Source organism: Cellulomonas sp. P5_C5 (assembly GCF_054049655.1).
In genome coordinates this window covers 1-23,680 of sequence record NZ_JBFULY010000021.1, presented here as the reverse complement: position 1 = coordinate 23,680, position 23,680 = coordinate 1, and the positions used below count along the sequence as shown (strand labels likewise).

23 protein-coding genes and 4 tRNA genes are annotated in these 23,680 nt (G+C 71.7%); 12 read left to right on the top strand and 15 right to left on the bottom strand.

The features are described from left to right. Positions 1 to 43 precede the first annotated feature (43 nt). The 4 genes from ettA to ACXJKF_RS15885 form a co-directional block, all read right to left on the bottom strand. Positions 44 to 1,726, bottom strand: coding sequence for an energy-dependent translational throttle protein EttA (gene ettA, locus ACXJKF_RS15900; RefSeq protein WP_456788680.1), 1,683 nt, complete (start codon positions 1,724 to 1,726; stop codon positions 44 to 46). Positions 1,727 to 1,902: 176 nt separating this feature from the next. Continuing rightward, the gene (locus ACXJKF_RS15895; protein WP_456788679.1) at positions 1,903 to 2,406 is read right to left on the bottom strand and encodes a single-stranded DNA-binding protein; all 504 of its coding nucleotides are present in this window, start codon (positions 2,404 to 2,406) and stop codon (positions 1,903 to 1,905) included. A 132-nt stretch (positions 2,407 to 2,538) separates the two neighbouring features. Further along, the gene (locus ACXJKF_RS15890) at positions 2,539 to 4,026 is read right to left on the bottom strand and encodes a GTPase (protein WP_456788678.1); all 1,488 of its coding nucleotides are present in this window, start codon (positions 4,024 to 4,026) and stop codon (positions 2,539 to 2,541) included. Continuing rightward, entirely contained in the window at positions 4,023 to 5,789 is a 1,767-nt protein-coding gene (locus ACXJKF_RS15885; protein ID WP_456788677.1) for a GTPase, read from the bottom strand. The genes ACXJKF_RS15890 and ACXJKF_RS15885 overlap by 4 nt, the downstream gene beginning before the upstream one ends. A gap of 119 nt (positions 5,790 to 5,908) precedes the next feature. Here ACXJKF_RS15885 and ACXJKF_RS15880 point away from each other — a divergent pair. Next, a tRNA-Arg gene (locus ACXJKF_RS15880) sits at positions 5,909 to 5,981 on the top strand. 147 nt (positions 5,982 to 6,128) lie between these two features. On the opposite strand, the gene ACXJKF_RS15875 is transcribed toward ACXJKF_RS15880, so the two are convergent. From ACXJKF_RS15875 to ACXJKF_RS15865, 3 genes are all read right to left on the bottom strand, one after another. Next, the gene (locus ACXJKF_RS15875) at positions 6,129 to 6,602 is read right to left on the bottom strand and encodes a hypothetical protein (RefSeq protein ID WP_456788676.1); all 474 of its coding nucleotides are present in this window, start codon (positions 6,600 to 6,602) and stop codon (positions 6,129 to 6,131) included. Between the two features lie 437 nt (positions 6,603 to 7,039). Beyond that, positions 7,040 to 7,579, bottom strand: a complete 540-nt coding sequence (locus ACXJKF_RS15870) for a DUF6318 family protein (protein ID WP_456788675.1) — start codon at positions 7,577 to 7,579, stop codon at positions 7,040 to 7,042. 144 nt (positions 7,580 to 7,723) lie between these two features. Beyond that, a complete protein-coding gene (locus ACXJKF_RS15865) occupies positions 7,724 to 9,019 on the bottom strand; it encodes an APC family permease (RefSeq protein WP_456788674.1) in 1,296 nt (431 codons plus the stop codon). Positions 9,020 to 9,217: 198 nt separating this feature from the next. On the opposite strand from ACXJKF_RS15865, the gene ACXJKF_RS15860 reads away from it, so the two are divergent. Next, on the top strand, positions 9,218 to 9,409 hold the full coding sequence (locus ACXJKF_RS15860) for a hypothetical protein (RefSeq protein ID WP_456788673.1): 192 nt from the start codon (positions 9,218 to 9,220) through the stop codon (positions 9,407 to 9,409). A 126-nt stretch (positions 9,410 to 9,535) separates the two neighbouring features. Beyond that, positions 9,536 to 9,784: a hypothetical protein gene (locus ACXJKF_RS15855; RefSeq protein ID WP_456788672.1), complete on the top strand. Its 249-nt coding sequence runs from the start codon at positions 9,536 to 9,538 to the stop codon at positions 9,782 to 9,784. On the opposite strand, the gene ACXJKF_RS15850 is transcribed toward ACXJKF_RS15855, so the two are convergent. Next, positions 9,773 to 10,495 carry a phosphatase PAP2 family protein gene (locus tag ACXJKF_RS15850; protein ID WP_456788671.1) on the bottom strand — a complete coding sequence of 241 codons (723 nt, stop codon included), beginning with the start codon at positions 10,493 to 10,495 and terminating at the stop codon, positions 9,773 to 9,775. The genes ACXJKF_RS15855 and ACXJKF_RS15850 overlap by 12 nt on opposite strands. 71 nt (positions 10,496 to 10,566) lie before the next feature. Here ACXJKF_RS15850 and orn point away from each other — a divergent pair, with 71 nt between their 5' ends. Continuing rightward, the gene (gene orn, locus ACXJKF_RS15845) at positions 10,567 to 11,235 is read left to right on the top strand and encodes an oligoribonuclease (RefSeq protein ID WP_456788670.1); all 669 of its coding nucleotides are present in this window, start codon (positions 10,567 to 10,569) and stop codon (positions 11,233 to 11,235) included. A gap of 74 nt (positions 11,236 to 11,309) precedes the next feature. Here the strand turns inward: orn and ACXJKF_RS15840 are convergent. The 3 genes from ACXJKF_RS15840 to ACXJKF_RS15830 all read right to left on the bottom strand — a co-directional run bounded on the left by ACXJKF_RS15840 (position 11,310) and on the right by ACXJKF_RS15830 (position 13,457). Further along, positions 11,310 to 11,385, bottom strand: a tRNA-His gene (locus tag ACXJKF_RS15840). Between the two features lie 102 nt (positions 11,386 to 11,487). After that, complete coding sequence (locus ACXJKF_RS15835) at positions 11,488 to 12,411, bottom strand: ATP-grasp domain-containing protein (protein ID WP_456788669.1); 924 nt, start codon at positions 12,409 to 12,411, stop codon at positions 11,488 to 11,490. Further along, positions 12,408 to 13,457, bottom strand: coding sequence for an ABC transporter ATP-binding protein (locus ACXJKF_RS15830; protein WP_456788668.1), 1,050 nt, complete (start codon positions 13,455 to 13,457; stop codon positions 12,408 to 12,410). The genes ACXJKF_RS15835 and ACXJKF_RS15830 overlap by 4 nt, the downstream gene beginning before the upstream one ends. 75 nt (positions 13,458 to 13,532) lie before the next feature. Between ACXJKF_RS15830 and ACXJKF_RS15825 the strand changes: the two genes are divergently transcribed. The 3 genes from ACXJKF_RS15825 to ACXJKF_RS15815 all read left to right on the top strand — a co-directional run bounded on the left by ACXJKF_RS15825 (position 13,533) and on the right by ACXJKF_RS15815 (position 16,059). Next, a complete protein-coding gene (locus ACXJKF_RS15825; protein WP_456788667.1) occupies positions 13,533 to 14,207 on the top strand; it encodes an ABC transporter permease in 675 nt (224 codons plus the stop codon). A 1-nt stretch (position 14,208) separates the two neighbouring features. Continuing rightward, complete coding sequence (locus ACXJKF_RS15820) at positions 14,209 to 14,985, top strand: ABC transporter permease (protein WP_456788666.1); 777 nt, start codon at positions 14,209 to 14,211, stop codon at positions 14,983 to 14,985. A 66-nt stretch (positions 14,986 to 15,051) separates the two neighbouring features. Continuing rightward, on the top strand, positions 15,052 to 16,059 hold the full coding sequence (locus ACXJKF_RS15815) for a glycine betaine ABC transporter substrate-binding protein (RefSeq protein ID WP_456788665.1): 1,008 nt from the start codon (positions 15,052 to 15,054) through the stop codon (positions 16,057 to 16,059). An 88-nt stretch (positions 16,060 to 16,147) separates the two neighbouring features. On the opposite strand, the gene ACXJKF_RS15810 is transcribed toward ACXJKF_RS15815, so the two are convergent. The 4 genes from ACXJKF_RS15810 to ACXJKF_RS15795 all read right to left on the bottom strand — a co-directional run bounded on the left by ACXJKF_RS15810 (position 16,148) and on the right by ACXJKF_RS15795 (position 18,561). Further along, a complete protein-coding gene (locus tag ACXJKF_RS15810) occupies positions 16,148 to 17,635 on the bottom strand; it encodes a dihydrolipoyl dehydrogenase family protein (RefSeq protein WP_456788664.1) in 1,488 nt (495 codons plus the stop codon). Between the two features lie 180 nt (positions 17,636 to 17,815). Further along, positions 17,816 to 17,891: transfer RNA gene (locus ACXJKF_RS15805), tRNA-Lys, on the bottom strand. A gap of 77 nt (positions 17,892 to 17,968) precedes the next feature. Continuing rightward, a complete protein-coding gene (locus ACXJKF_RS15800) occupies positions 17,969 to 18,151 on the bottom strand; it encodes a hypothetical protein (protein ID WP_456788663.1) in 183 nt (60 codons plus the stop codon). A gap of 113 nt (positions 18,152 to 18,264) precedes the next feature. After that, positions 18,265 to 18,561, bottom strand: coding sequence for a GroES family chaperonin (locus ACXJKF_RS15795; RefSeq protein WP_456788728.1), 297 nt, complete (start codon positions 18,559 to 18,561; stop codon positions 18,265 to 18,267). Positions 18,562 to 18,648: 87 nt separating this feature from the next. Between ACXJKF_RS15795 and bcp the strand changes: the two genes are divergently transcribed. From bcp to ACXJKF_RS15770, 5 genes are all read left to right on the top strand, one after another. Next, positions 18,649 to 19,116, top strand: a complete 468-nt coding sequence (gene bcp, locus ACXJKF_RS15790; protein ID WP_456788662.1) for a thioredoxin-dependent thiol peroxidase — start codon at positions 18,649 to 18,651, stop codon at positions 19,114 to 19,116. Between the two features lie 22 nt (positions 19,117 to 19,138). Next, a tRNA-Leu gene (locus ACXJKF_RS15785) sits at positions 19,139 to 19,221 on the top strand. A gap of 273 nt (positions 19,222 to 19,494) precedes the next feature. Next, entirely contained in the window at positions 19,495 to 21,546 is a 2,052-nt protein-coding gene (locus tag ACXJKF_RS15780) for a family 43 glycosylhydrolase (RefSeq protein ID WP_456788661.1), read from the top strand. Positions 21,547 to 21,612: 66 nt separating this feature from the next. After that, positions 21,613 to 23,100 (top strand): endo-1,4-beta-xylanase, encoded by a 1,488-nt coding sequence (locus tag ACXJKF_RS15775; RefSeq protein ID WP_456788660.1) that lies wholly within the window; start codon positions 21,613 to 21,615, stop codon positions 23,098 to 23,100. A gap of 70 nt (positions 23,101 to 23,170) precedes the next feature. Next, positions 23,171 to 23,680, top strand: a 510-nt coding sequence (locus ACXJKF_RS15770) for an RICIN domain-containing protein (RefSeq protein ID WP_456788659.1), incomplete at its 3' end; no start/stop codon positions are given.

Here is a 23,680-nt window from a genome sequence, read left to right as displayed (position 1 = left end):
AAGCCGCCCGCTCCCCGGGGAGCAGGCGGCTTCGTCGGTGCCGTCAGTCGCGGCGCAGCTTGCGGTACGTCACCCGGTGCGGGCGGGCCGCGTCGGCGCCGAGCCGCTCCACCTTGTTCTCCTCGTAGGAGGCGAAGTTGCCCTCGAACCAGTACCAGTTGCCCGGGTTCTCCTCGGTGCCCTCGTAGGCCAGGATGTGCGTCGCCACCCGGTCGAGGAACCAGCGGTCGTGGGACACCACGACGGCGCAGCCGGGGAACTCGAGCAACGCGTTCTCCAGCGACCCGAGCGTCTCGACGTCCAGGTCGTTGGTGGGCTCGTCGAGCAGCAGCAGGTTGCCGCCCTGCTTGAGCGTGAGCGCGAGGTTGAGACGGTTGCGCTCACCACCGGACAGGACACCCGCGGGCTTCTGCTGGTCCGGGCCCTTGAAGCCGAACGCGGCGACGTACGCCCGCGACGGCATCTCGACGTTGCCGACCTTGAGGAAGTCCAGCCCGTCGGAGACGACCTCGAACAGCGTCTTCTTGGGGTCGATCCCGCCACGTGACTGGTCGACGTAGGAGATGTTGACGGTCTCGCCGACCTTCAGGTCGCCCCCGTCCAGCGGCTCGAGCCCGACGATCGTCTTGAACAGCGTSGTCTTGCCSRCGCCGTTGGGRCCGATGACGCCGACGATGCCATTGCGCGGGAGCGTGAAGCTGAGACCGTCGATGAGCACGCGCCCGTCGAAGCCCTTCTCCAGGCCCTTCGCCTCCAGCACGATCGAGCCCAGGCGCGGACCCGGCGGGATCTGGATCTCCTCGAAGTCCAGCTTCCTGGTGCGGTCCGCCTCCGCCGCCATCTCCTCGTAGCGCGCGAGGCGCGACTTCGACTTGGTCTGGCGGCCCTTGGCGTTGGACCGCACCCACTCGAGCTCCTCCTTGAGGCGCTTGGCGAGCTTCAGGTCCTTCTTGCCCTGGATGGCGAGGCGCTCGCCCTTCTTCTCCAGGTACGTCGAGTAGTTGCCCTCGTACGGGTACAGCCGGCCGCGGTCGACCTCGCAGATCCACTCGGCCACGTGGTCGAGGAAGTACCGGTCGTGGGTGACGGCCAGGATGGCGCCGGGGTAGTCCTTCAGGTGCGCCTCCAGCCAGAGCACGCTCTCGGCGTCCAGGTGGTTGGTGGGCTCGTCGAGGAGCAGCAGGTCGGGCTTCTCCAGGAGCAGCTTGCACAGGGCCACGCGGCGGCGCTCACCACCGGACAGCACGGTCACGTCGGCGTCCGGCGGCGGGCAGCGCAGCGCGTCCATCGCCTGGTCGAGCTGGGCGTCGAGGTCCCACGCGTCGGCCGCGTCGATGGCCTCCTGCAGGACACCCATCTCCGCCAGCAGGGCGTCGAAGTCGGCGTCCGGCTCGGACATGAGCACGGAGATCTCGTTGTAGCGGTCGAGCTTGCCCTTGATCTCGGCGACGCCCTCCTCGACGTTGCCGAGCACCGTCTTGGACTCGTTCAGCGGCGGCTCCTGCTGCAGGATGCCGACCGTGTAGCCGGGGCTCAGGCGCGCCTCGCCGTTCGACGGCTGGTCGAGACCTGCCATGATCTTGAGGATCGTCGACTTGCCGGCGCCGTTGGGTCCGACGACGCCGATCTTGGCACCCGGCAGGAAGTTCAGGGTGACGTCGTCGAGGATGACCTTGTCGCCGTGCGCCTTGCGCGTCTTGTACATGGAGTAGATGAACTCAGCCACTGGCTCTTCGTCCGCCTCAATGCTCGATGGGGGTCGCCCCGCACGCTGGGTTCTCAGGGCGCGGTTCTCGGGGCACTGCGGTCCGGCTCGCCCGCGAGGCTGGTCGACCGCGCTTGCGCTGTGCGCGCGGTCCGACCGGCCACGTCGTCGGGCTGCCGGTGCCCCAGCCTAGGCGATCACCTGACGCCGGCCAGCGCGAGCTCCTGCTCCTCGTCGGCCACGGGCGCCAGACCGGCTCCCTCGTCGTCCGGCAGCTCCTCGTAGTCGGAGACGTCGGTCGGCGCGTCCTCCGTCCCGGCGGCCTGCGTCGGGCTCACGTTCCGCGCGAAGTGGCTGCTGCCGAACGCCAGGTTGGGACCGAGCGCGCTCGCGTCCAGCACGAGCGAGGTGCGCGGCCCGTCGGCGCCGACCCACTCCTCGGTCGACAGCACCCCCTGCACGATCACCGGGTCGCCCTTGCGCAGGGACCGCGCAGCGTTCAGCGCGGTGGTGCGCCAGACCTTCACGTTGAACCACTCGGTCTGCGCGTCACGCCACACGCCGGCCTGCTTGTCGAACCAGCGGCGGGTGCTGCCCAGCCGGAACGTCGAGAACGGGACACCACCGTCCGACTCGTGGTGGATCCGCACGTCCGTGCCGATCCACCCGACGACGGTCAGGTCCAGGGACTGCATGCTCATGGGGTACCTCCGGTGCTCAGTGCCCCGACGGCTGCGGGGCTCGTGCGACCAGGGTCAGCGCGGGCCGAACCGGGCGTGGTCGAGCACGGCGAACCGGTGCGCGGCGCGCTGTGCGGCGGGGCTGTGGGCGGGTCAGGCCCGGGCGGCGGCGGCGAGCTCGCGGACCGTGCGGTGCTMGGCCAGGACCGCCTCCGTCGGAACGGCGAGCCGCGCGCGCGCCACGTTCTCCAGCGCCGCGCGGCCGTCCTGCAGCACCCGTGCGGTCCGCCGCCGACCCGCCGACCGCCGGGCCGCCCCGGCCGCGACGAACGCGAGCACCGACGCGACGAGCAGCACGACGGCGCCCACGGGAGCCCACACGTTCGCCTCCCCCGGCCCGACCAGCGAGCCGATCGCGACGGACCCGACGAGCAGCGCTGCACCCGCGAGCGCGACGGCGGCGACCGTCAGCCCCAGCGCGAGACCGGAACGCCGCGCGGTGAGCGTCAGCTGGGTCAACGCGTCGGTCACGGCGAGCCGCATCTCGGTCGTCGACGCCACCCGCGAGGCGACGTCCTTGCCCCACCGCCGTGGCAGACCCGTCGTCACGGCCTCGAGCCACGTCGCCCGCGCCAGCTCGACCGCGTCCTCCTGGACCGCACCGAACCCGGGCGTCGAGGACGATCCCGTCCGCACCGCCGCGCCGACGCCCGCGGCCACCGCGGGCAGCCCGATCGCGGCCGCCAGCCGGTCGACGACGTCGGTCACCGACAGGGCGGCCGGAGCCGGCTCGCGCGCGGCGACCTCCGCTGCGAGCAGGGTGGCGGCGTCGTTCAGCTCGGCGCCCGCCCGCCGGGCCGCCAGCGAGCGCGACTCGACGTAGGTGGCCAGGAGCTCACGGAGGGCGACCAGGCCCTCACCGGTACGCGCGGACGCCTCCCGGACCGGGACACCGGTCAGCCCGTCATCGACCAGCAGGTTCTCGACGTCCGCCAGCAGGGCGGGCCGCACGTCGGGCGGCACGGTGTCGACCTGGTTGAGCACCACGACCATCGACGCCTCATGCCCGACGAGCCGTCGGAGGTAACCGCTGTGCAGGGCGTCGTCGGCGTACTTCTGCGGATCGACCACCCACGCGAGCAGATCCGCCTGCGGCAGCAGCCGGTCGACGACCTCCCGGTGCTCCGGGGCGATCGAGTCGTGGTCGGGCAGGTCGAGGAGCACGAGACCACGCAGCGCCGCCTCGCTCTCCCCGTCGAGCAGGCTCTCGCGCTCGATGCGGCGGTCCGGCACGACCCCGAGCCAGTCGAGCAGCGGCCCACCGTCGTCGCCCCACACGCACGCCGTGATCTCCGACGTCGTCGGCCGCCGGACGCCCACGTCGGCGAAGTCGAGCCGGCAGATCGCGTTGAACAGGCTCGACTTGCCCGACCCGGTTCCGCCGACGAGCGCGACCACCGTGTGGTCCACGCCGAGGTCGAGCCGCTCGTGCACGCTGTCGACCGTCGCGACGACCCGCTTCACGACGGCCGGCGACAGACGCGCACCGCCGATCGCGAGCGCCCTGCCGAGCGCGTCGACACGAGCCGTCAGCGCTGCCGTGTCCTCACCGTGCAGTGTCGAGCCCGTCGTGTCCGTCACGTGAGTCCCTTCAGCACGGCGAGCCGCAGCCGCAGTCGCGACGAGGCGTCCTCGGCGAGGTCCGGGTCGGACAGCACCTCGCCGACCGCAGCACGCTCGATCGCCACCTGGCCCGCCACCCGGGCGACCAGGTCGTCCCGCAGCTCGTCGGCAGCGCGCTCTCCGGCGGCGTCGATCAGGTCCACCAGGAGGTCCCGCGCCTCACGCACCCCCGAGGCCGCGGCGAGCGCGACAGCCGCCAGCCCTTCGTCCCCCAGGGCGTTCACGGCCTTGGTCCGCCGACGGGCCTCGCGAGCGACGTCCCGGCGCGGCCGCGCGATCCCGTCGGGCGTCGTCTCGACGGGTCCGACGGTCAGTGCGGCGCGCACCACACGCGGACCCTGGGCCGTCCACGCGCGCGCAGCCTGCTCCGCGGTGCTCCGTCGACCGGTACGCAGCGTCGACGACTCCCACGCCGCGTCGACGGACGCACCCCCCGCAGGCGCGTCCGGCCCCGTGAGCGCAGCCCGCAGGACGCCTTCCGTGTGCGCGCCCGCAGCGGTCAGGGTGGCCGCGGCCGACCGGGTCAGGTCCTCCACCAACGGCTCGACCGCGGCGACCCGCGCGCGGCCCTCCCGCGCAGAACCCCGGATCCGACCCGACGGACGCACCACGCGACCGAGCGGACCGCTGTCCGCCGAGAGCTCCGACCACCGCGCCCGCACCGCACCGTCCGCGACGGCACCGCCGCGGATCGACGCCGACGCCTGTGCGGTGGGTGCCTCGACCGCCGCGTCGAGCACCGACGCGATCGTGCCCGCCGCGTCGGCCTGCGCCTGCACCGCCTCAGCCAGCTCGTCGACCCACGGGCGCAGCGCGGCGAGCGACCCCCGCAGCGTCCTGCCGATGACCGTGCGCGCGCGGTCCGGACCGGCCAGCATGGCGAGCCAGCGCCGGATCGGTGCCACCACCGCCGCCGGCAGCAGCCCTTCGTGCGGGCCCAGGTCCGGGACGACGAACAGCGGCGACCCCTGCAGCCCATGACCCCGGAGCCGGTCCAGGAGGTCGCCGCGCACCGTCGGCAACGACGCCGGCGGGACCCGGTTGAGCACCATCGCGATGGACGCCCCACGCTCGACGGCCCCCTGCAGGACCCGCCACGGGAGCGCGTCGCCGTACCGGGCTGCCGTCGTCACGAAGAGCCACAGGTCAGCCGCCTCGAGCAGCCGGTGGGCCGATTCCCGGTTCGACTCCAGCACCGAGTCGAGGTCCGGCGCGTCGAGAAGAGCGATCCCCCGCGGTACCTGCTCGTCGGCGACGACACTCACCGACTCCAGGACAGGGTGGTGCGACAGGAGTTCCTCGTCGAGCGGGTTGTGCACCAGCACCGGCCGACGCGTCGTCGGCCGCAGCACCCCCGCGGTGCTCACCTCGGACCCCACCAACGAGTTCACCAGCGTCGACTTGCCCGCACCCGTCGACCCCGAGATCACCACGACCGCCGGCGCGGACAGCTCCGTGAGGCGCGGCACCAGGTGCTCGCCGAGCTGGTCGACGAGCCGCGCCCGCGACGCCCGCGCCGACGCGATCCCGTCGATCTCCAGCGGGAACCCGGTGCGCTCCACGTCGCGGTGCAGGTCCCGGACCGCGTCGAGCAGCGACGTCGCCGCCAGCGGTCGAGCGAGGACGTCGCGCGGGTCGGAGGCGGCATGGCGCGCGTGTGCGGCCGGTGGCTGCGCGGTCGGCACAGGCTGCACTGGCGCGGTGCCGGGCTGTGCGCTCACCMGACCATTGTCGTGGTGCGATCTGACCTGGCAAAACGCGCCACGCGGTGCGGCCCTGCCCGGTTCGTGCCGAGCACGGGACCGTGCGCCTCGCCGTTAGGCTTGTGGGCGCACGTCCAGCCCCCGTAGCTCAATGGATAGAGCAACGGCCTTCTAATCCGTAGGTTGCAGGTTCGAGTCCTGCCGGGGGCACCCACACGGAGCTCCGCCGGGCCCCGGAACCGAGGCACCGCTCCGTCCAGCCGTCGGGGAAGCGACCCCTGCTTAAGCCCGGAGCGCCTCAGCAACAGTCGAAACACGGCCTCGGCCAACCCGGCCCTCGCCGGAAGCACCGAGTTGCTAGCAGTCGGCGGGTTTCGGTTCGTCCGTGCACAGGCCGGTGACCAGGTGGGAACGGCGTTCCTGGACCTCGAACACGGGGCCGGTCGCGGTCGTCGTCGCGGTGCCGGTGACGTCGCGCCACTGCGGGTCGCCCTCGACCTGGTACCGGCCCGACCACTCCGTGGTGATCGTGATGGCGACCTCGCCGAGGTCCTCGTAGATGTGGAACACGTCGAATGCCGGGTACGGCGCACCCGGGTCGCTGGTTCGGTCCGGGTCCGACCCGTCGCCCCACTCGTAGGTGAACCGCGACGGCGTCGCCTCGACCGTGACCATCCGGCCCAGCAGCTGCGTCGTCAGCGTCACCGCAGTCGGGTCGGTGTAGGCGATCGTCTCCTTGTTCACCAGCACCCAGCCCGTGTCCGGCTGCATGTGCACCGCGGGCGCAGGCAACGGCAACCGTTGGAACTCCTCCGCCGTCAGCACCGGCACCACGTCACCGCCGCACGAGCCATAGTCCAGCTGCCGCCACGGGCTCCAGTCCGTCGCGGGCGGGACCTGAAAGCGCCGCCAGCGCGGCTCTACCCACACCTGCCCACCACAGTCCAACGCGGCAGCCTGCGGGACGCCCCTCTCGCACGCGCCACCCTCACCGGCCGGCGTCCAGCGACCTGACGCCTCCAAGCACGCCACCGAGGTCATGTACTCCCAGATAGTTGAGGGCACGACGCTCGGCCCAGTCCCACCAGGGGCGTCATCGGCGGCCTGCCGGTACGACCAGTTGGCGAGAATGCCATAGCCATGGCCGTCGGGGGCGGTCCCGGCGTCCTGCCGGAAGTCTCCGAGGCCCGGGGGCAGCGGTGGCGGGCTCTCTCCTGCCGCAGGCATAAGAGCGGCTGCCGTGAGAAGCGATGCGATCAGACTCGGCCTCATGCCTCCGGTGCCTCGACGTCGACGCCCTCAACCCGCCAGCCGTCGCCGGTCCAAGCGATCGCGAACACGAAGTCCGCCACTCCTCCGTCGGATGTCTGGGTGCGCGTGCCATCAGGTGCGACCGTGATGAGTGGTCCTTGTTCCGCACGGAGTGCAACCCGGAACCACTCGTCCGCTCGGATCTCTGTGCTGTCGGAGTGAGTGACCTCGGCGGGCTCACGGACGCTCGCGTAGCCGCTGGCCACCATCGACTGGATCTGATCGTCGACGTATGTGCAGTACTCGCACGACTCCGCTGACATTGCCAGGAGCGGCCTCGAGTCACCGGACGAGAACGCGTAGTCGTATAGCGACAAGAAGTATGTCGCCGCCGCGATCGCGCCCTCCGTCGTCGGCTCGTCCATCGCCTCGGGCCGCTCGGGCTTCGCGACCGCCGTCGGTGTGGGGGTCGGCGTCGGTGTCACCTCCACGATGGGCGGCGCCGTCGACTCCGCAGGCTCAGGACCACCACCGCTACACCCAGCCACCAGTGCCACCCCGAGCACCGCCGGAACCACCCGCCGCTGCCACGCCACCCATGCCCCTGCTGTGCTGCCCCGTCCACGCATGCGGGAGAACCTACCGATTCCGGACGCACCGGAACCCAGGCCGACCACATCTGTGGACGACGCCGACACAGGTCACCTGGCGGACGGCACCCTGACGCGTCGCAACGCTCCGACCGCCACGGCCACCAGCGCGAGCGCGAGCGGCACGACGAGGTGCCACCCCGCGAGCGCGGCGAGCCCGAGCGACAGGACGCACGCGGCGACGGCCGCCCACCACCCGGCGCTCCCCCGGTCGAGCAGCCGCACGGCGGCGGCCATGCCCACGGCGTAGATGGCCACCATGCAGCTGGTGTGCACGAGCACGAACGGCTCGAGCTCCCCGCCGGTGGCCACGGCGAGCGCGAAGTACACGGTGACCAGCGCGGTGACGACGAGGAGCGCGCGTCGTGGCACGCCGCCGGGCTGTGCGCCTCGGGCCACCCACCGGGGCAGGTCCCCGTCGCGACCGAGCGATGCGCCGAGCTTGGCGAAGGCCCCGACGTAGGTGCCGAGCACGCCGAGCGTGACGATCCCCGCGACGACGGCCACCGCGACCCGGCCGACCCCGGGCAGCCCGACGTCGACGAGGTCCATGAGCGGCACGTCCGACGAGGCGGCGCCGTCGCCGAGCACGGTCACCGTCACGTACTGCAGGGCCAGGTACGCGACCCCGACGACGACGAGCGCGATCGCGGTCGCACGCGGGATGGTCCGTCGTGGGTCCCGGAACTCGCCTGCGAGGTGCGTGACGGCCTCCCAGCCGGCGAACGCCCAGACGAAGAGGCTGGCCGCTGCGCCGACCCCCGCCCACCCGTGCGGCGCGAAGGGCACGAGGTTCGCCGGGTCCGCCGCGGGCAGCGACACCAGCACCACGCCGACGACGAGGATGACGAGCGCGCCGGTGAGCGCGAGCTGGACGGGTCCGGCGAGCCGGAGGCCGACGGCGTTGGTGACGAGCGGTGGGACGAGGAACGCCGCGCCGACGAGGTAGACGTGCCACTGGGCGCCACCGAGCATCGCGACGACGTACTGCGCCCCGAGCAGGGCGACGACGGGCGCTCCGACGCAGACACCGAAGAAGAACCAGTAGCCCGTCATCCGTGCCGCGGTGGCTCCGAGGGCGAGCCGGACGTAGGTCGCGACCCCGCCGGAGTCCGGGTGCCGGGTGGCGAGGGCGGCGAACGCTGCGGCGAGCGGGACGGAGGCGAGCAGCACGAGGGCGACGGCCACGAGGGACGCCGGGCCGGCCGCACGGGCGGCGAGGGTCGGCAGCAGGAGGATCCCGGTGCCGAGCACCGACGCCACGTAGAGCGCGGTGCCGAGCGCGAGACCGATACGTGGCTGGGCGTCGGTGCTCGTGGCCGGAGCGGCGACGACGGGAGCGGTCACCGGTGCAGCCTCTCCCGGACCGCGCTGCCGGACCAGACAGCAGACGGGCGCCGCCCATCGAGATCCTGCCAGCACAAAACGGTCGAAAGCGGCAGAAAAATCAGGTGACGACGACCGACGGTGCGTGGTCGAGTACTTCCACACCACCCAGATCGTCCGGGCTCCGGCCCGGACACCGTCATGCCCGAGGAGCACCCCGTGAACCCGATCCAGACCTACGAGCTCACGCGCCAGGCCCAGGCCGAGCGCCTCGCTCAGTCGCACCAGGCGCGCGTCCGCGAGGCCGCGCACCACGCCAGACAGCCGACCGCGAACGTCGGTCGACCTCCGGATCCGCGGCGCGTCCAGGCGCGTCCGACGAACCCCGTCGGCGTCCTCGTCGCCCGATGATCCGCACCCTGGTGGGCGCGGACCGCTCCTCGCCGAGGAACTGGTCCGCGCCCACCGTCATGCATGCCACCATGTCGCCATGCCGAGCCAACCCCGCCCGCGTCGCGGGTCCCGCGGGCGGCTCTGATGGGTCGGCACAACACCTCGGACCCGGCGGCGCAGCTGCCCGCCCGATCGCGTCTCGGGCGGTTCCTCGTCCGCTGGCTCGAACGGATCGGTCTCGGTCTCGTCGCGGGAGCCTGCACGCTGGGCGTCCTGCTGTGGGCCGGCACGTCCTGGACCGCGAGCCTGTGGATCGCGGGGACGGTCGCCGTGATCGTCCCGGTCGCCGCCTGGTTGGCCTCGACGGTCCCCGGTCCGGAGTCACACCGCTGAGGCCGACGGTGGTCCGGTGTGCAGCCGGTCCACGACGCTGACGACGCCGAGCACGACGACCGCGAGCGCCACGGCCGCCACGACGTCGGTGAGGAAGTGGTAGCCGAGGTACAGCCGGCTCAGGGCGACCAGGGCGGTGCCGACGACGGTCGCGACCCCCCACGCCACGATCCGTGCCACCGACGGGTTCCTGCTGCACACGAGGTAGCCGGCCACGAGCAGGAACGTCGCGGTCCCGATGGTGTGCCCGGACGGGAACGACGCGGTCGTCTCGGCGCCGGGCACGAACATCGTGTCCTCGGGAGGTCGCTCGCGTCCCACCAGGCCCTTGACCGCGAGGCTGATCACGGTGGACGCGATCATCGCCCCGGCGAGGAGCAGCGGTCGCCACCACTCGTGCCGCACCAGGCCCCAGACCAGGCACGCGACCCCGACGACGACCGGCAGGACCGTCGGCCCGGTCACGAACGTGATGGCCGCCAGCACGGAGGTCCACCCGGCGCTCCGGTGCACGACGAGCCAGTCGAGGACGGGCTGGTCCAGGTCCCACAGGTCGTCCTTCTCCCGCACGCCGTCGAGCACGGACAGGAACACCCCGAGCCCGGCGACGACGAGGACGAGACCCGGCAGGACCGCCCAGAGCACGGGCCGCGCGCGCAGCGCGGCGAACGCCGACGTGGTCGGTGGCGCGAGGGCGGGTTCGTCCGACATGCACCGACGCTAACCGGGACACGACGACGCCACGACCGCGCCGACGCACGACGCCCCCTAGGCTGACGTGCGTGACCAGCACGCCGACGCCCCCGCCCGCCGCCCAGACCGGCCAGGAGAGCGCCGACCGCATCGTCTGGATCGACTGCGAGATGACCGGGCTCGACCTCGGCGCCGACGCGCTGGTCGAGGTCGCGGTCGTGGTGACCGACTCCGAGCTGAGGGTGCTGGGCGAGGGGGTCGACGTCGTCATCTCGCCGCCCGCCGAGTCGCTCGAGCAGATGAACGACTTCGTCCGCACGATGCACACCACGTCCGGCCTGCTGGACCAGCTGGCGACGGGCACCACGCTCGAGGACGCCCAGGCGATCGTCCTCGACTACATCCGCACGTGGGTGCCGGACCCCGGCAAGGCTCCGCTGGCGGGCAACTCCGTCGGCACCGACAAGGCGTTCCTCGACCGTGACATGGCCGAGCTCGTGGCGTACCTGCACTACCGGGTCATCGACGTGTCGTCGATCAAGGAGCTCGCCCGCCGCTGGTACCCGCGCGTGTACTTCGCGTCCCCCCGCAAGAACGGTGGGCACCGCGCGCTGGCGGACATCCTGGAGAGCATCGACGAGCTGCGGTACTACCGCGCCGCGCTCCTGCCGGCCCAGCCGGGCCCCGACTCGGCGGCGGCGAAGAAGATCGCCGCGGAGGTCGTCGCGACGTCGGTCAAGGGAACCTTGCGGCCGTAGGCCCGGTCCGCGGCCAGGCGGCGTGGCCCCGAAACGGCGGCGGGCGCCGACCAGAAGGTCGACGCCCGACGCGATGGGGTGGCTAACGGGACTTGAACCCGCGACCCCCTGGACCACAACCAGGTGCTCTACCACCTGAGCTATAGCCACCACGATCACCCGACGCGGACGCCGGGCCGTCCAGAAGTGTACCCGAGGCGGGGAGCAGTTCTGGAACCGACGGACAGTGGCCTCGGCCACTGTCCGTCGGAGTCAGAGTCGAGCGGCGATCGCGTCCGCGACTCGCGCCGCAGAGCCCTCCCCGTGCGCGAGGAACAAGGACGGCTCGGTGAGCTCGACCTCGAGGACCACGGGGTTGCCCTCGTCGTCCGGGATCAGGTCGACGCGGGCGTAGAGCAGGGGCCCGTCCGCACCCGGTGCGAGCGTGGGCAGGGCCGCGACGACGCGCTCACCGAGCTCACGCTCAGCATCGCTCGCCTCCCGCGCCGTCATGATCTCCTGCCGGTACAGCTCGTCCGCCAGCTGCTCCCGGTAGGGCCCGTCGAGCAGGGCGCCCTTGCGGACGGAGTGGCTGAACTGACCCTCGATGAAGACCAGTGCCGTCTCCCCCGTCGTGTCGACGTTGCGCAGGTAGCGCTGGATCATCACGCGGCGACCCACGCTGAGCAGGTTCTTCGCGTGCGTGATCGCCAGCGAGCGCTGCTGCGTGACGCCCGCGTCGTAGCGCCCGGTGTCCCGGGCGCCCGCGCTCACCGTCGGCTTGATGACGAAGTCGCCGAACGCCGGGAAGCGCGTGTGGATGGCGCGCGAGTCGTGGTTGCGCTCGGGGTCCAGCCAGATGGTCGGCACGATCGGCAGACCGGCCTTCTCCAGGTCCCGCAGGTACGTCTTGTCGATGTTCCAGCCCACCACCGAGGCGGGGTTGAGCAGGGTGCTGGTCCGCTCGACGCGGCGGGTCCAGTCGGCGAACTGCGCGGGCCGGTCCGTGTAGTCCCAGGTGGACCGGATCATGACGTGGTCGTACGTGCCCCAGTCGATGGTCGGGTCGTCCCAGACGACGGCGTCCGTGGCGATGCCGCGCTCGAGCAGCGCGTCGCGCAGGAGCTGGTCGTCGGGGTCGAGCTCGGGCAGCTCGGCACAGGTGGCGAACGCGAGTCGGGCCGTCGTCGTGGTCACCTGGGCAGCGTACCGACGGGGGCGTCGACGTCTGCTGTGTCGTGCGTCTCGTCGTCGGGCTCCGTCAGACGGTCGAGGGCGCGTACGACGGTCGCCGGGGTGACGCTGCCGACGACGCGGCCGTGCTCGTCGTGGACCGGCACGGGTCCCTCCGCTCCGACGAGCGCCGACAGCACGTCACCCAGCTCGGCACCGACCTGGAGAGAGTCGCGGCCCGTACCGACTGTGTTCTCGACGACGCCGGGGTCCAGGTCAGCGCGCTCCAGACGTCCGAGTGCCAGCAGGCGGGCCGTGCGACCGCGCCCGACCAGGTCCGCCACGGCGGGCGTCGCGGGGCGGGCGACGATGTCGAGCGGAGACGCGAGCTGTTCGATCTGGGCGCCGGGGCTGAGCACTGCCACGCGGTCCGCCATGCGCACGGCCTCGTCGATGTCGTGCGTGACGAGCATCACGGTGATGCCGAGCGCGCGCTGGATCCGCGCGAACTCGGTCTGCAGGCGACGCCGGCCCACCGGGTCCACCGCACCGAACGGCTCGTCCATGAGGAGCACCGGGGGGTCCGTGGCCAGCGCGCGGGCGACCCCGACGCGCTGACGCTCGCCACCCGAGAGCTCGTGCGGGAACCGTCGGGCGTACCGGTCGGGCGGCAGCCCGACGAGGTCGAGCAGCTCCTCGACCCGGGCGGCCGTCCGCTTGCGGTCCCAGCCGACCAGGCCCGGGACCGTGGCCACGTTCTGTGCGACCGTCCGGTGCGGGAAGAGCCCGACGTTCTGGATCACGTAGCCCATCCGGCGGCGCAGCCCCACGGGGTCGACCGTCGTGACGTCCTCACCCTGGAGCAGGATCCGTCCGGACGTGGGCTCGACGAGGCGGTTCGCCATGCGCAGGGTGGTGGTCTTGCCGCACCCCGACGGGCCGACGAGCACGAGCACCTCGTGCGGCTGCACCGCGAGGGTCAGGTCGTCGACCGCCGCACCGGACTCACCGCGCCCGGACGCGTAGGACTTGCTGACGTGCTCGAAGGCGATCGCCGGGTCGTCTGCCACCTCCAGGACGCTAGTCGCTGCGTCCGACAGTCGCAGATCCTGCGCATGTCGGAGGCCGCGGGTACGTTTCACGCCATGCGTCTGGCCGGGGCACCACCCAACCCGTGGTTCTCGTGGGAGTACGTCGAGCGCAACTCCCAGGACATCGCGCGCTACCTGGAGCAGCACGCGTCGCTGACGTTCCAGGCGGTCGTCATCGCGTTCGTGCTCGCGCTGCCGCTCGGTGCGCTGGCACACCTGCGGCCGCGGCTGGCCGGTCCTGTGCTCGGCGTCGCGGGCGTCCTCTACACGGTGCCGTCCCTCGCCCTCTTCGCGATCCTGGCGCCGTACACCGGCATCGGACGGACCACCGTCCTCATCGGGCTGGTCTCGTACGCCCTGCTCGTCCTGACCCGGAACGTGCTGGTCGGCCTGCAGGGCGTGGACCCGGCGGTCCGGGACGCCGCCCGCGGCATGGGCTACGGCCGCGCGAGGCTGCTGTTCGCGGTCGAGCTGCCGCAGGCCCTGCCCAGCATCGTCGCGGGGCTCCGGCTCGCCACGGTGACCACGGTCGCGCTGGTCACCGTCGGGGTCGTGGTCGGGTACGGCGGGCTCGGCCAGCTGATGTTCCGCGGCTTCCGCAGCAACTACCACGCGGAGATCATGACGGCGACGGTGCTGTGCCTCCTGCTCGCGCTGGTGTGCGACCTGGTCCTCGCGGGCATCGGTCGCCGGCTCACCCCGTGGGCGCGCGCCGAGAGGCCGGTGTGACGTGGACGTCCTCCAGGAAGCGTTCCTCTGGCTGAACGACCCGTTGAACTGGACGGGTCGCAACGGTGTCATCGCCCTGACGCGCGACCACATCATCGTGTCGTTCCTGGCCGTCCTGCTCGCCGCGGTCGTCGCACTGCCGACCGGCCTGTGGCTCGGTCACCGCCGCCGCGGCGCCACGGCCGGCGTCGTCGTCGCCAACACGACGCGCGCCCTGCCGACGCTCGCGCTGCTCACCCTGCTCGCCGCGAGCGGGCTGTTCGGCAACACCGCGACGGTGCTCGCGTGCGCCGTGTTCGCCGTGCCGCCGCTGCTCACCAACACGGTGACGGGCCTCGGGGAGGTCGACGCCGACGTCCGCGACGCCGCGCGCGGCGTGGGGATGTCGAGCCGGCGCAGCCTGTGGGCGGTGGAGGTGCCGCTCGCGGTCCCCCTCATCGCCGCCGGCATCCGCACCGCGTCCGTGCAGGTGCTCGCCACCGTCCCGCTGGCGGCGCTCGTCGGCGGCCGCAGCCTCGGCACGATCGTGGTCACCGGCTTCGGGACGCAGGACTACGGGCAGGTGCTGGCCGGCGGCATCCTGGTCGCCGGGCTGTGCCTGGTCTCCGAGGGGTTGCTCGCGATCGCCCAGCGCCTGCTGACCCCGCGAGGGCTGCGGGCGCTGGCGCGGGACACCTCGGACACGCCGTCGCGGCGCACAAGACGGGCGCAGATCACGTCCCCAGCGCTTGCCGAGGCTCCGACAAGCGGATCGAATAGGTCGGGTTCTTCGGCCTGACATCCTCCGGCGGCAGTTTCGGCCGTCACCTGGACCACCCCCTGCCGACTCCACGAGGAGAGCACGATGCGAGCGAGACGCTCCACCACCCTGACCCTGGTCGCCATCGCCACCCTGGCGCTCGGCGCCTGCGGCAGCCCCGGCTCCGGCGGCGGCGAGGCCGACCCCACGTCGTCCGGCACGTCCGGCCTGGCCACCTGCGACCCGATCGCGGGCGAGAAGCTCGTCGTCCTCGAGGACGACAAGGGCCTGCAGAACGCGGACAACATCATCCCCGCGGTGAACAAGGCCGCCGCGACGGCGAACCCCGCCGTCGTCGAGCTCCTGGACAGCGTGTCCGCCGCACTCGACACGGACAAGCTGATCGAGCTGAACAAGGCCGTCGACATCGACCGGCGCACGTCGAGCGAGGTCGCGCAGGAGTTCGTCGACACCGAGGACCTCGCCGCAGCGGACGGCGCTGTCGGTGCCGGTGCACCGCTCGTCATCGGCGCGGCGAACTTCTCGGAGAGCGCCACGCTCGCGGAGATCTACGCGGCCGTGCTGCGGACCGCCGGCTTCACGGTCGAGGTGCGGACGATCGGCAACCGGGAGACGTACCTCCCGCCGCTCGCCGACGGGACGCTCACCGCGGTCCCGGAGTACGCGGCGACGCTCGCGGACTTCCTCAACGCGCAGCAGAACGGTGCCGACGCCGAGTCGGTGGCATCGGCGGACGTCGACGAGACGGTGGCTGCGCTGACCCCCCTCGCGGACGCCGCCGGCCTCGTCGTCGGCGCGCCGTCCGCGGCGCAGGACCAGAACGCGTTCGCCGTGACCAGCGAGTTCGCGACGGAGCACGACCTCACGACGCTCAGCGACCTCGCCGCCAACTGCGGTGGTCTGGTCCTGGCGGGTCCGGCCGAGTGCCCCGAGCGCCCGTTCTGCCAGCTCGGTCTCGAGGAGACGTACGGCATCGAGTTCGCCGACTTCCAGTCGTACGACTTCGGCCTGATCGGCCAGGCCGTGCGTCAGGGTGAGGCGGCCATCGGCCTGGTGCTGTCGAGCGACGGGTCCCTCGCCGCCGACAGCTGACCGATCGCACGACGGGGGCCCGGACGCGMGCGTCCGGGCCCCCGTCGCGTGTCGTCGCGACCCCGAGCAGCGGTCGGCGCCTGGAAGGTCAGAAGCCTGCGGTCTCGAGCAGGCGGAGCCAGACCTCGCTGACGGTCGGGTACGACGGCACCGCGTGCCACAGCCGGTCCAGCGGGACCTCCCCGACGACCGCGATCGTCGCCGCGTGCAGCATCTCCGCCACCTCGGGCCCGACGAACGTCGCGCCGACGATCACACCGCGCGCCTCGTCGACCACGATCTGCGCGCGGCCCGCGTAGTCCTGAGCGAAGACCGCGGCACCCGCGACGTTCTCGAGGTCGTACCCGACCACCCGCACGTCGAGACCCTGCGCCCTGGCGTCCGCCTCGCTCAGGCCGACCCACGCGACCTCCGGCCGGGAGAACACGACCTGGGGGACGGCCGCGACGTCCGCGGTCGCCAGGTAGCGGCTCCACGGCGCGGCCGCTCGCTCGTCGTCGGCGCTCAGGGAACGGTCCCCCGCGGTCGCTCCGTCCGGCGAGTCCGACGCGGAGGACCGCGGGTCGAAGCGGGCCGCGATGACGTCACCGACCACGCGGGCGTCGTACTTGCCCTGGTGGGTGGTGGCCGTCCGCCCGGAGACGTCACCGACCGCGAACAGCCACCCACCGTCGGCGCCCGTGACCTGGAGGGCGTCGTCCACGGTCAGGGGCTTGCCGGGCTCGAGACCGAGCGTCTCCAGCCCCAGGTCCGCCGTCCGCGGTCGGCGGCCCGTCGCGACGAGCACCTCGTCGACCACGAGGTCCGGCCCCGCCCCGGTGCTCAGGTGCACGCCGTCCGCCTCGCGCCGGACGGACTGTGTCTCCGTGCCGAACAGCACCGTCACGCCGAGGGCCGACAGCGCCGACGCGACCGCCTCCCCCGCGAACGGCTCGGCGTTGGCCAGGAGCCGGTCGCCGCGCACGACCAGGGTCACCGTGCTGCCGAAGTCCGCGAATGCCGTCGCCATCTCGACGCCGACGACGCCGCCCCCGAGGACGGCCAGCCGTGCGGGGACGTGCTGCGCGGAGGTCGCCTCGCGGCTGGTCCAGGGCGGCAGCTCCGCGAGGCCCTCGACGCGCGGGACCACCGCAGCAGAGCCAGTCGCGACGACGACCGCGTGCCGCGCGGTCACCCGGACCGGCCCGTCCGCTCCGTCGACCGTCAGCACCCGCTCCCCGGTGAACCGCGCGTGCCCGCGCAGCAGAGTGATCCCGGTGCTCTCCACCCAGTCGACCTGCGAGCTGTCGTCCCAGCGGTGGGTCACCTCGTCACGACGGGCGAACGCGGCGGCGACGTCCACGTCGCCCGTCACGGCCGCGGCGGCACCCGGCACGCCACGGGCAGCCGCGAGCGCCGCACCCGGCCGCAGCAGCGCCTTCGACGGCATGCACGCCCAGTACGAGCACTCACCGCCGACCAAGGCGTCCTCGACCAGCGCGACGCTCAGCCCCGTCCGGCCGGCGCGGTCGGCGACGTTCTCCCCCACCGCTCCGCCGCCGATCACCACGACGTCGAACTCGCGACCCTCTGCCATGACAGGTTCCGTCCCTCCGGCTCGTCCGCGGCTCAGCCGCCGCTGACCCTCGGGCCCATGGTCGCCCACGGTGCGGACGTGCGCAGGGCGTGCGGCTATCGAGGCCGCCGGGTCCGGTACTGGGACTCCCTGCACGAACGACGAAGCGGCTCCACCACGAGGGTGAAGCCGCCGGTCAGGTGGTGCGCCATCAGGGACTCGAACCCCGAACCCGCTGATTAAGAGTCAGCTGCTCTGCCAATTGAGCTAATGGCGCGCGGTTGAGAACGCTAGCAGGCCGGGCGCCCGATCTGCCAATCGAAACCAGGCGCCGTGACGACCGTCACTCGACGCTCACGCCTGGTCCTGCTCCCACCACGCCTCGTCGGGAAGCCCCTCGGTCTCGAGGATCTCGGCGGACGTCGCCTCGGGGGTCGCCAGGTCGACGATCAGGGCCAGCGGGACGTGCTCGGCGAGCAGGTCCCGGACGGGTTGTGTGTCCTCGGGGGCCACCGGGGTGGTGTCGTGCTCGGTCATCGTGATCGATCTCCTCGGGGGACGGGGGTCCCACGTACTCATGCCACCACCACGACCTGCGCGGTGCAAGGCGCTACGCCGACGCCGTCGAACGGCGTCGCGTGGATGAACGATCAGAGGTACAGGCCGGTTCCCTCGCCCGCCCCGCGCGGCTCGGCCACGGCATGCACGTCCTTCTCGCGCAGGAGGACGTAGGTCGCCCCGGCGAGCTCGACCTCGGCGCGGTCCTCCGGGTCGAACAGCACGCGGTCGCCCACCTCGACCTGCCGGACGTGCTGGCCGGCGGCGACGACCGCACCCCATGTGAGCCGCTTGCCGACGACGGCGGTGGCCGGGATGACGATGCCCGCGGACGAGCGCCGCTCCCCCGCCTCGCCGTCGAGCGAGACGAGCAGTCGGTCGTTCAGCATGCGGATGGGGAGGTCGCTCACGGTTCCGACGGTACCCGTGCGACATAGGCTGACCGCATCCCCGACCACCTCGTCCCAGGAGATCCCGTGCCCCGTCTCGCCGTCGGCGACCCTGCCCCCGACTTCACGCTGCCGACCGCGGACGGCAGCACCGTCACGCTGTCCGACCTGCGCGGACGCCGGGTGATCGTGTACTTCTACCCGGCTGCGATGACCCCCGGGTGCACGACCCAGGCGTGCGACTTCCGGGACTCGCTCGCGTCGCTGCAGGGTGCCGGCTTCGCCGTCGTCGGCGTCTCCCCGGACTCCGTCGACAAGCTCGCCGCCTTCGTCGAGCAGGAGCACCTGACGTTCCCGCTGGGCTCCGACCCCGAGCACGCGGTGCTCGAGGCGTGGGGCGCCTGGGGCGAGAAGCTCAACTACGGCAAGACGGTGACCGGGGTGATCCGCTCGACGGTCGTCGTGGACGCCGAGGGCCGCGTCGAGCTCGCGCAGTACAACGTCAAGGCCACCGGGCACGTCGCCAAGCTGCGTCGGGACCTCAAGGTCGCGTGACCCTGTGGGAAACTTCCGCTGCGCGGGAGTGGTGAAACGGCAGCCACGCCAGGTTTAGGTCCTGGTGCTCGAAAGGGCGTGCGGGTTCAAATCCCGTCTCCCGCACGCGCTGGTCGGAGGACGACCGGGCCCCAGCTCCCGGCAGGACGTGATCCTGCCGGGAGCTTCTGCATGTGCAGCCCTAAACGTTCCGGGTGTCCGGAAAGCGTTGTACACCGGTGTAAATCCCGCTACTTTTCCGGCGAACCACCTCACTCCGAGCGTGGCCGGCCAGGCAGATGTGAGCGCTAACATCCCCGCCCTCGTGTCGATGACGACACCACCAGGGCGAGCCGCGTACCGGACCTGCTCGTGGGACACGACGCGAAGGAGCGCACGATGAGGAAGTCCGTCGCTGCAACCGCACTGGCGATCGCCGGTCTGCTGCTGGCCGTGGTGGTGGTCGCCGCACCGCCGGCCAGCGCGGCGTCGATCGACACCACCGCGTCGTACGTGCTGGTCAACCGCACCAGCGGCAAGGCCCTCGACGTCTACAACCTGTCCACCGCCGACGGCGCCCGCATCACCCAGTGGACCCGCAACGACGGCGCCCAGCAGCAGTGGCAGTTCGTCGACTCCGGCAACGGCTTCTACCGCCTCAAGTCACGCCTGTCCGGCAAGGTCCTCGACGTCACCGGCCGGTCCACCGCCGACGGCGCCGCGATCATCCAGTGGACCGACAACAACGCCACCAACCAGCAGTTCTCCATCCAGGACGTCGACGGCTACATCCAGCTGATCAGCCGCAACAGCGGCAAGGCCGTCGAGGTCCAGGGCGCCTCCACCGCCGACGGCGGCAACATCGTCCAGTACGCCGACTGGAATGGCGCCAACCAGCAGTGGCAGCTCGTCCGCCTCGGCGGCACCAACCCGACCACGCCGCCGCCCAGCGGGACCTTCACCAACCCAGTGGTCTGGCAGGACTTCGCCGACGGCGACATCATCCGCGTCGGCGACGCGTACTACTACTCCGCGTCGACGATGCACTACTCGCCCGGTGCGCCGATCCTGCGCTCGTACGACCTCGTGAACTGGGAGTACGCGGGCCACTCCGTCCCACGCCTCGACTTCGACGACAACGGCTACGACCTCAACGGCGGCCGCAAGTACGTCAAGGGCATCTGGGCGTCCACGCTCGGCTACCGCAAGAGCAACAGCACCTACTACTGGTACGGGTGCACCGAGTTCAACCGCACCTACGTCTACACCGCCTCGGCGGTCGACGGCACGTGGACCAAGAAGGCGCGGATCAACAGCTGCTACTACGACGCCGGCCTGCTGGTCGACGACAACGACACCATGTACGTCGCCTACGGCAACGGCACGATCAGCGTCGCGCAGCTGAGCGCCGACGGCACCTCGCAGGTGCGGTCCCAGACGGTGTACCAGGTGCCGTCGAACTTCGGCGGCACCCTTGAGGGCGCCCGGTTCTACAAGCGCAACGGCTACTACTACATCTGGCTCACCCGCCCGGCCAACGGCCAGTACGTGCTGCGCTCCAGCTCCCCGTTCGGTCCGTACGAGCAGCGGGAGGTGCTGCTGAACCTGCCCGGTCCGATCTCGGGCGGCGGCGTGCCGCACCAGGGTGGTCTGGTCCAGACGCAGGCCGGCGACTGGTGGTACATGGCCTTCACCGACGCGTACCCGGGCGGYCGCGTGCCGACGCTCGCGCCGATCACCTGGACCTCCGACGGCTGGCCGACCCTCCAGACGGTCAACGGCCGCTGGGGTGCCACCTACAACAAGCCGAACATCACGACCACCAAGACGGTCGCCTCGATGATCGGCAAGGACACGTTCGCCGGCCCCGCGCTGGGCCACCGGTGGGAGTGGAACCACAACCCGGACACCAACCGGTTCGGCGTGAACAACGGGCTCCGGCTGCAGACCGCCACGGTGACGAACGACCTGTACAACGCCCGCAACACCCTGACGCACCGCATCCAGGGCCCGTCGTCGACGGCCACGGTCGAGCTCGACTACTCGGCGATGGCCAACGGCGACAAGTCGGGGCTCGCGATGCTCCGGCAGTCGTCGGCGTGGATCGGGGTCGTCAAGACCAACGGGGCCACCCGCGTGGTGATGACCGACGGGCTCAGCATGAGCGGCTCGTGGGCGACCACGGGCACCGGGGTCGAGCGCGCGTCGGCGAACGTGTCCGGCGGGCGGATCTGGTTGCGCACCAGCGCGGACATCCGACCCGGCTCCGGCCGGACGGCCACGTTCTCCTACAGCACCGACGGGACGACGTTCCTCCCCCTGGGGCCCGCGTTCACGCTGAACAACTCCTGGGAGTTCTTCATGGGCTACCGGTTCGGGATCTTCAACTACGCCACCCAGGCGCTCGGCGGAGCGGTCACGGTCCGCAGCTTCGACCTCACCACGCCCTGACCGGCGACGCCCGATCACCGTCGACCGCACGACCCCCGTGCGGTCTCCGAAAGAGAGCGAGAAATCATGCGCACGACTCCCCACCAGCAGCACCACACGGGCTGGAGGCGACAAGCAGCGGCGCTCCTCGCCGTGGCCGGCCTGGTGCTGACCATGCTCGTCACCCTGGCCAACCCCGCCCAGGCGGCCTCGACGCTCGGTGCGTCGGCGGCTGAGAAGGGCCGGTACTTCGGTACGGCGATCGCGGCCGGCCGGATGAGCGACTCCACGTACATCGGGATCGCGAATCGTGAGTTCAACATGATCACGGCGGAGAACGAGATGAAGTGGGACGCGACCGAGCCCTCGCAGAACTCGTTCAGCTACAGCCGCGGCGACCAGATCGCCAACTGGGCCCGCAGCAACGGCAAGCAGGTCCGCGGACACGCGTTGCTGTGGCACGCGCAGATGCCCGGCTGGGCGCAGAACATGTCCGGCAGCGCCCTGCGCAACGCCGCGATCAACCACGTGACCAAGGTCGCGACGTACTACAAGGGCAAGGTCTACGCCTGGGACGTGGTCAACGAGGCCTTCGCTGACGACGGCCGCGGCAGCCGCCGCGACTCCAGCCTGCAGCGCACCGGCAACGACTGGATCGAGGCCGCGTTCCGGGCCGCCCGCAACGCGGACCCGAACGCCAAGCTCTGCTACAACGACTACAACACCGACGGCATCAACGCGAAGTCCACCGGTGTCTACAACATGGTCAAGGACTTCAAGTCCCGCGGCGTCCCGATCGACTGCGTCGGCTTCCAGTCCCACCTCGGCACCAGCCTGCCGGGCGACTACCAGGCCAACCTGCAGCGCTTCTCCGACCTGGGCGTCGAGGTGCAGATCACCGAGCTCGACATCCAGCAGGGTGGCAACCAGGCGAACATGTACGCCGCCGTGACCAAGGCGTGCCTCGCCGTCAGCCGCTGCAAGGGCATCACCGTGTGGGGCGTGCGCGACACCGACTCGTGGCGCGGCAGCGACAACGCGCTGCTGTTCGACGGCTCCGGCAACAAGAAGGCCGCGTACACCTCGACGCTGAACGCCCTCAACGCGGGCGGCTCCACCACCCCCCCGCCCTCGAACGGCTCGATCGACACCAGCGCCTGGTACGTGCTGGTCAACCGGGGCAGCGGCAAGGCGCTCGACGTGTACAACCTGTCCACCGCCGACGGCGCCCCGATCAAGCAGTGGTCGCGCAACGACGGCAACCAGCAGCAGTGGCAGTTCACCAGCGTCGGCAACGGCTACTACAAGGTGAAGTCGCGGCTGTCGGGCAAGGTCCTGGACGTCACCGCCAAGTCCACGGCCGATGGCGCCGTCATCGAGCAGTGGGCCGACAACGGCGGCACCAACCAGCAGTTCAGCATCCAGACGATCGACGGGTACATCCAGCTGATCGCCCGCAACAGCGGCAAGGCCGTCGAGGTGCAGGGCGCCTCCACGGTCGACGGCGGCAACGTCGTCCAGTRCTCGGACTGGAACGGCACCAACCAGCAGTGGCAGCTCGTCCGCGTCGGCTGACCGACACCCGTAGCAGGGGTGGGGCGCCGACCGGCGCCCCACCCTCACGACCCCCSAAGGAGTGGGACAGATGAGCAGGACTCAACATCCACCGAGGCGGCGCCTCCAGGCGTTCCTGCTGGCGATGACGGTCGCGATCACCGGCGTGGCCGCCGTGGCCGCGGCGTCGGCAGCGAGCGCTGCGTCGATCGACACCACCGCGTCGTACGTGCTGGTCAACCGCAACAGCGGCAAGGCCCTGGACGTCTACAACCTGTCCACCGCCGACGGCGCCCCGATCAAGCAGTGGTCGCGCAACGACGGCGCCCAGCAGCAGTGGCAGTTCCTCGACGCCGGCAACGGCTACTACAAGGTGAAGTCGCGGCTGTCGGGCAAGGTCCTCGACGTGACCGGCAAGTCCACCGCCGATGGCGCCATCATCGAGCAGTGGACCGACAACGGCGGCACCAACCAGCAGTTCTCCATCCAGGACGTCGACGGCTACATCCAGCTGATCGCCCGCAACAGCGGCAAGGCCGTCGAGGTGCAGGGCGCGTCCACCGCCGACGGCGGCAACGTCGTCCAGTACGCCGACTGGAAC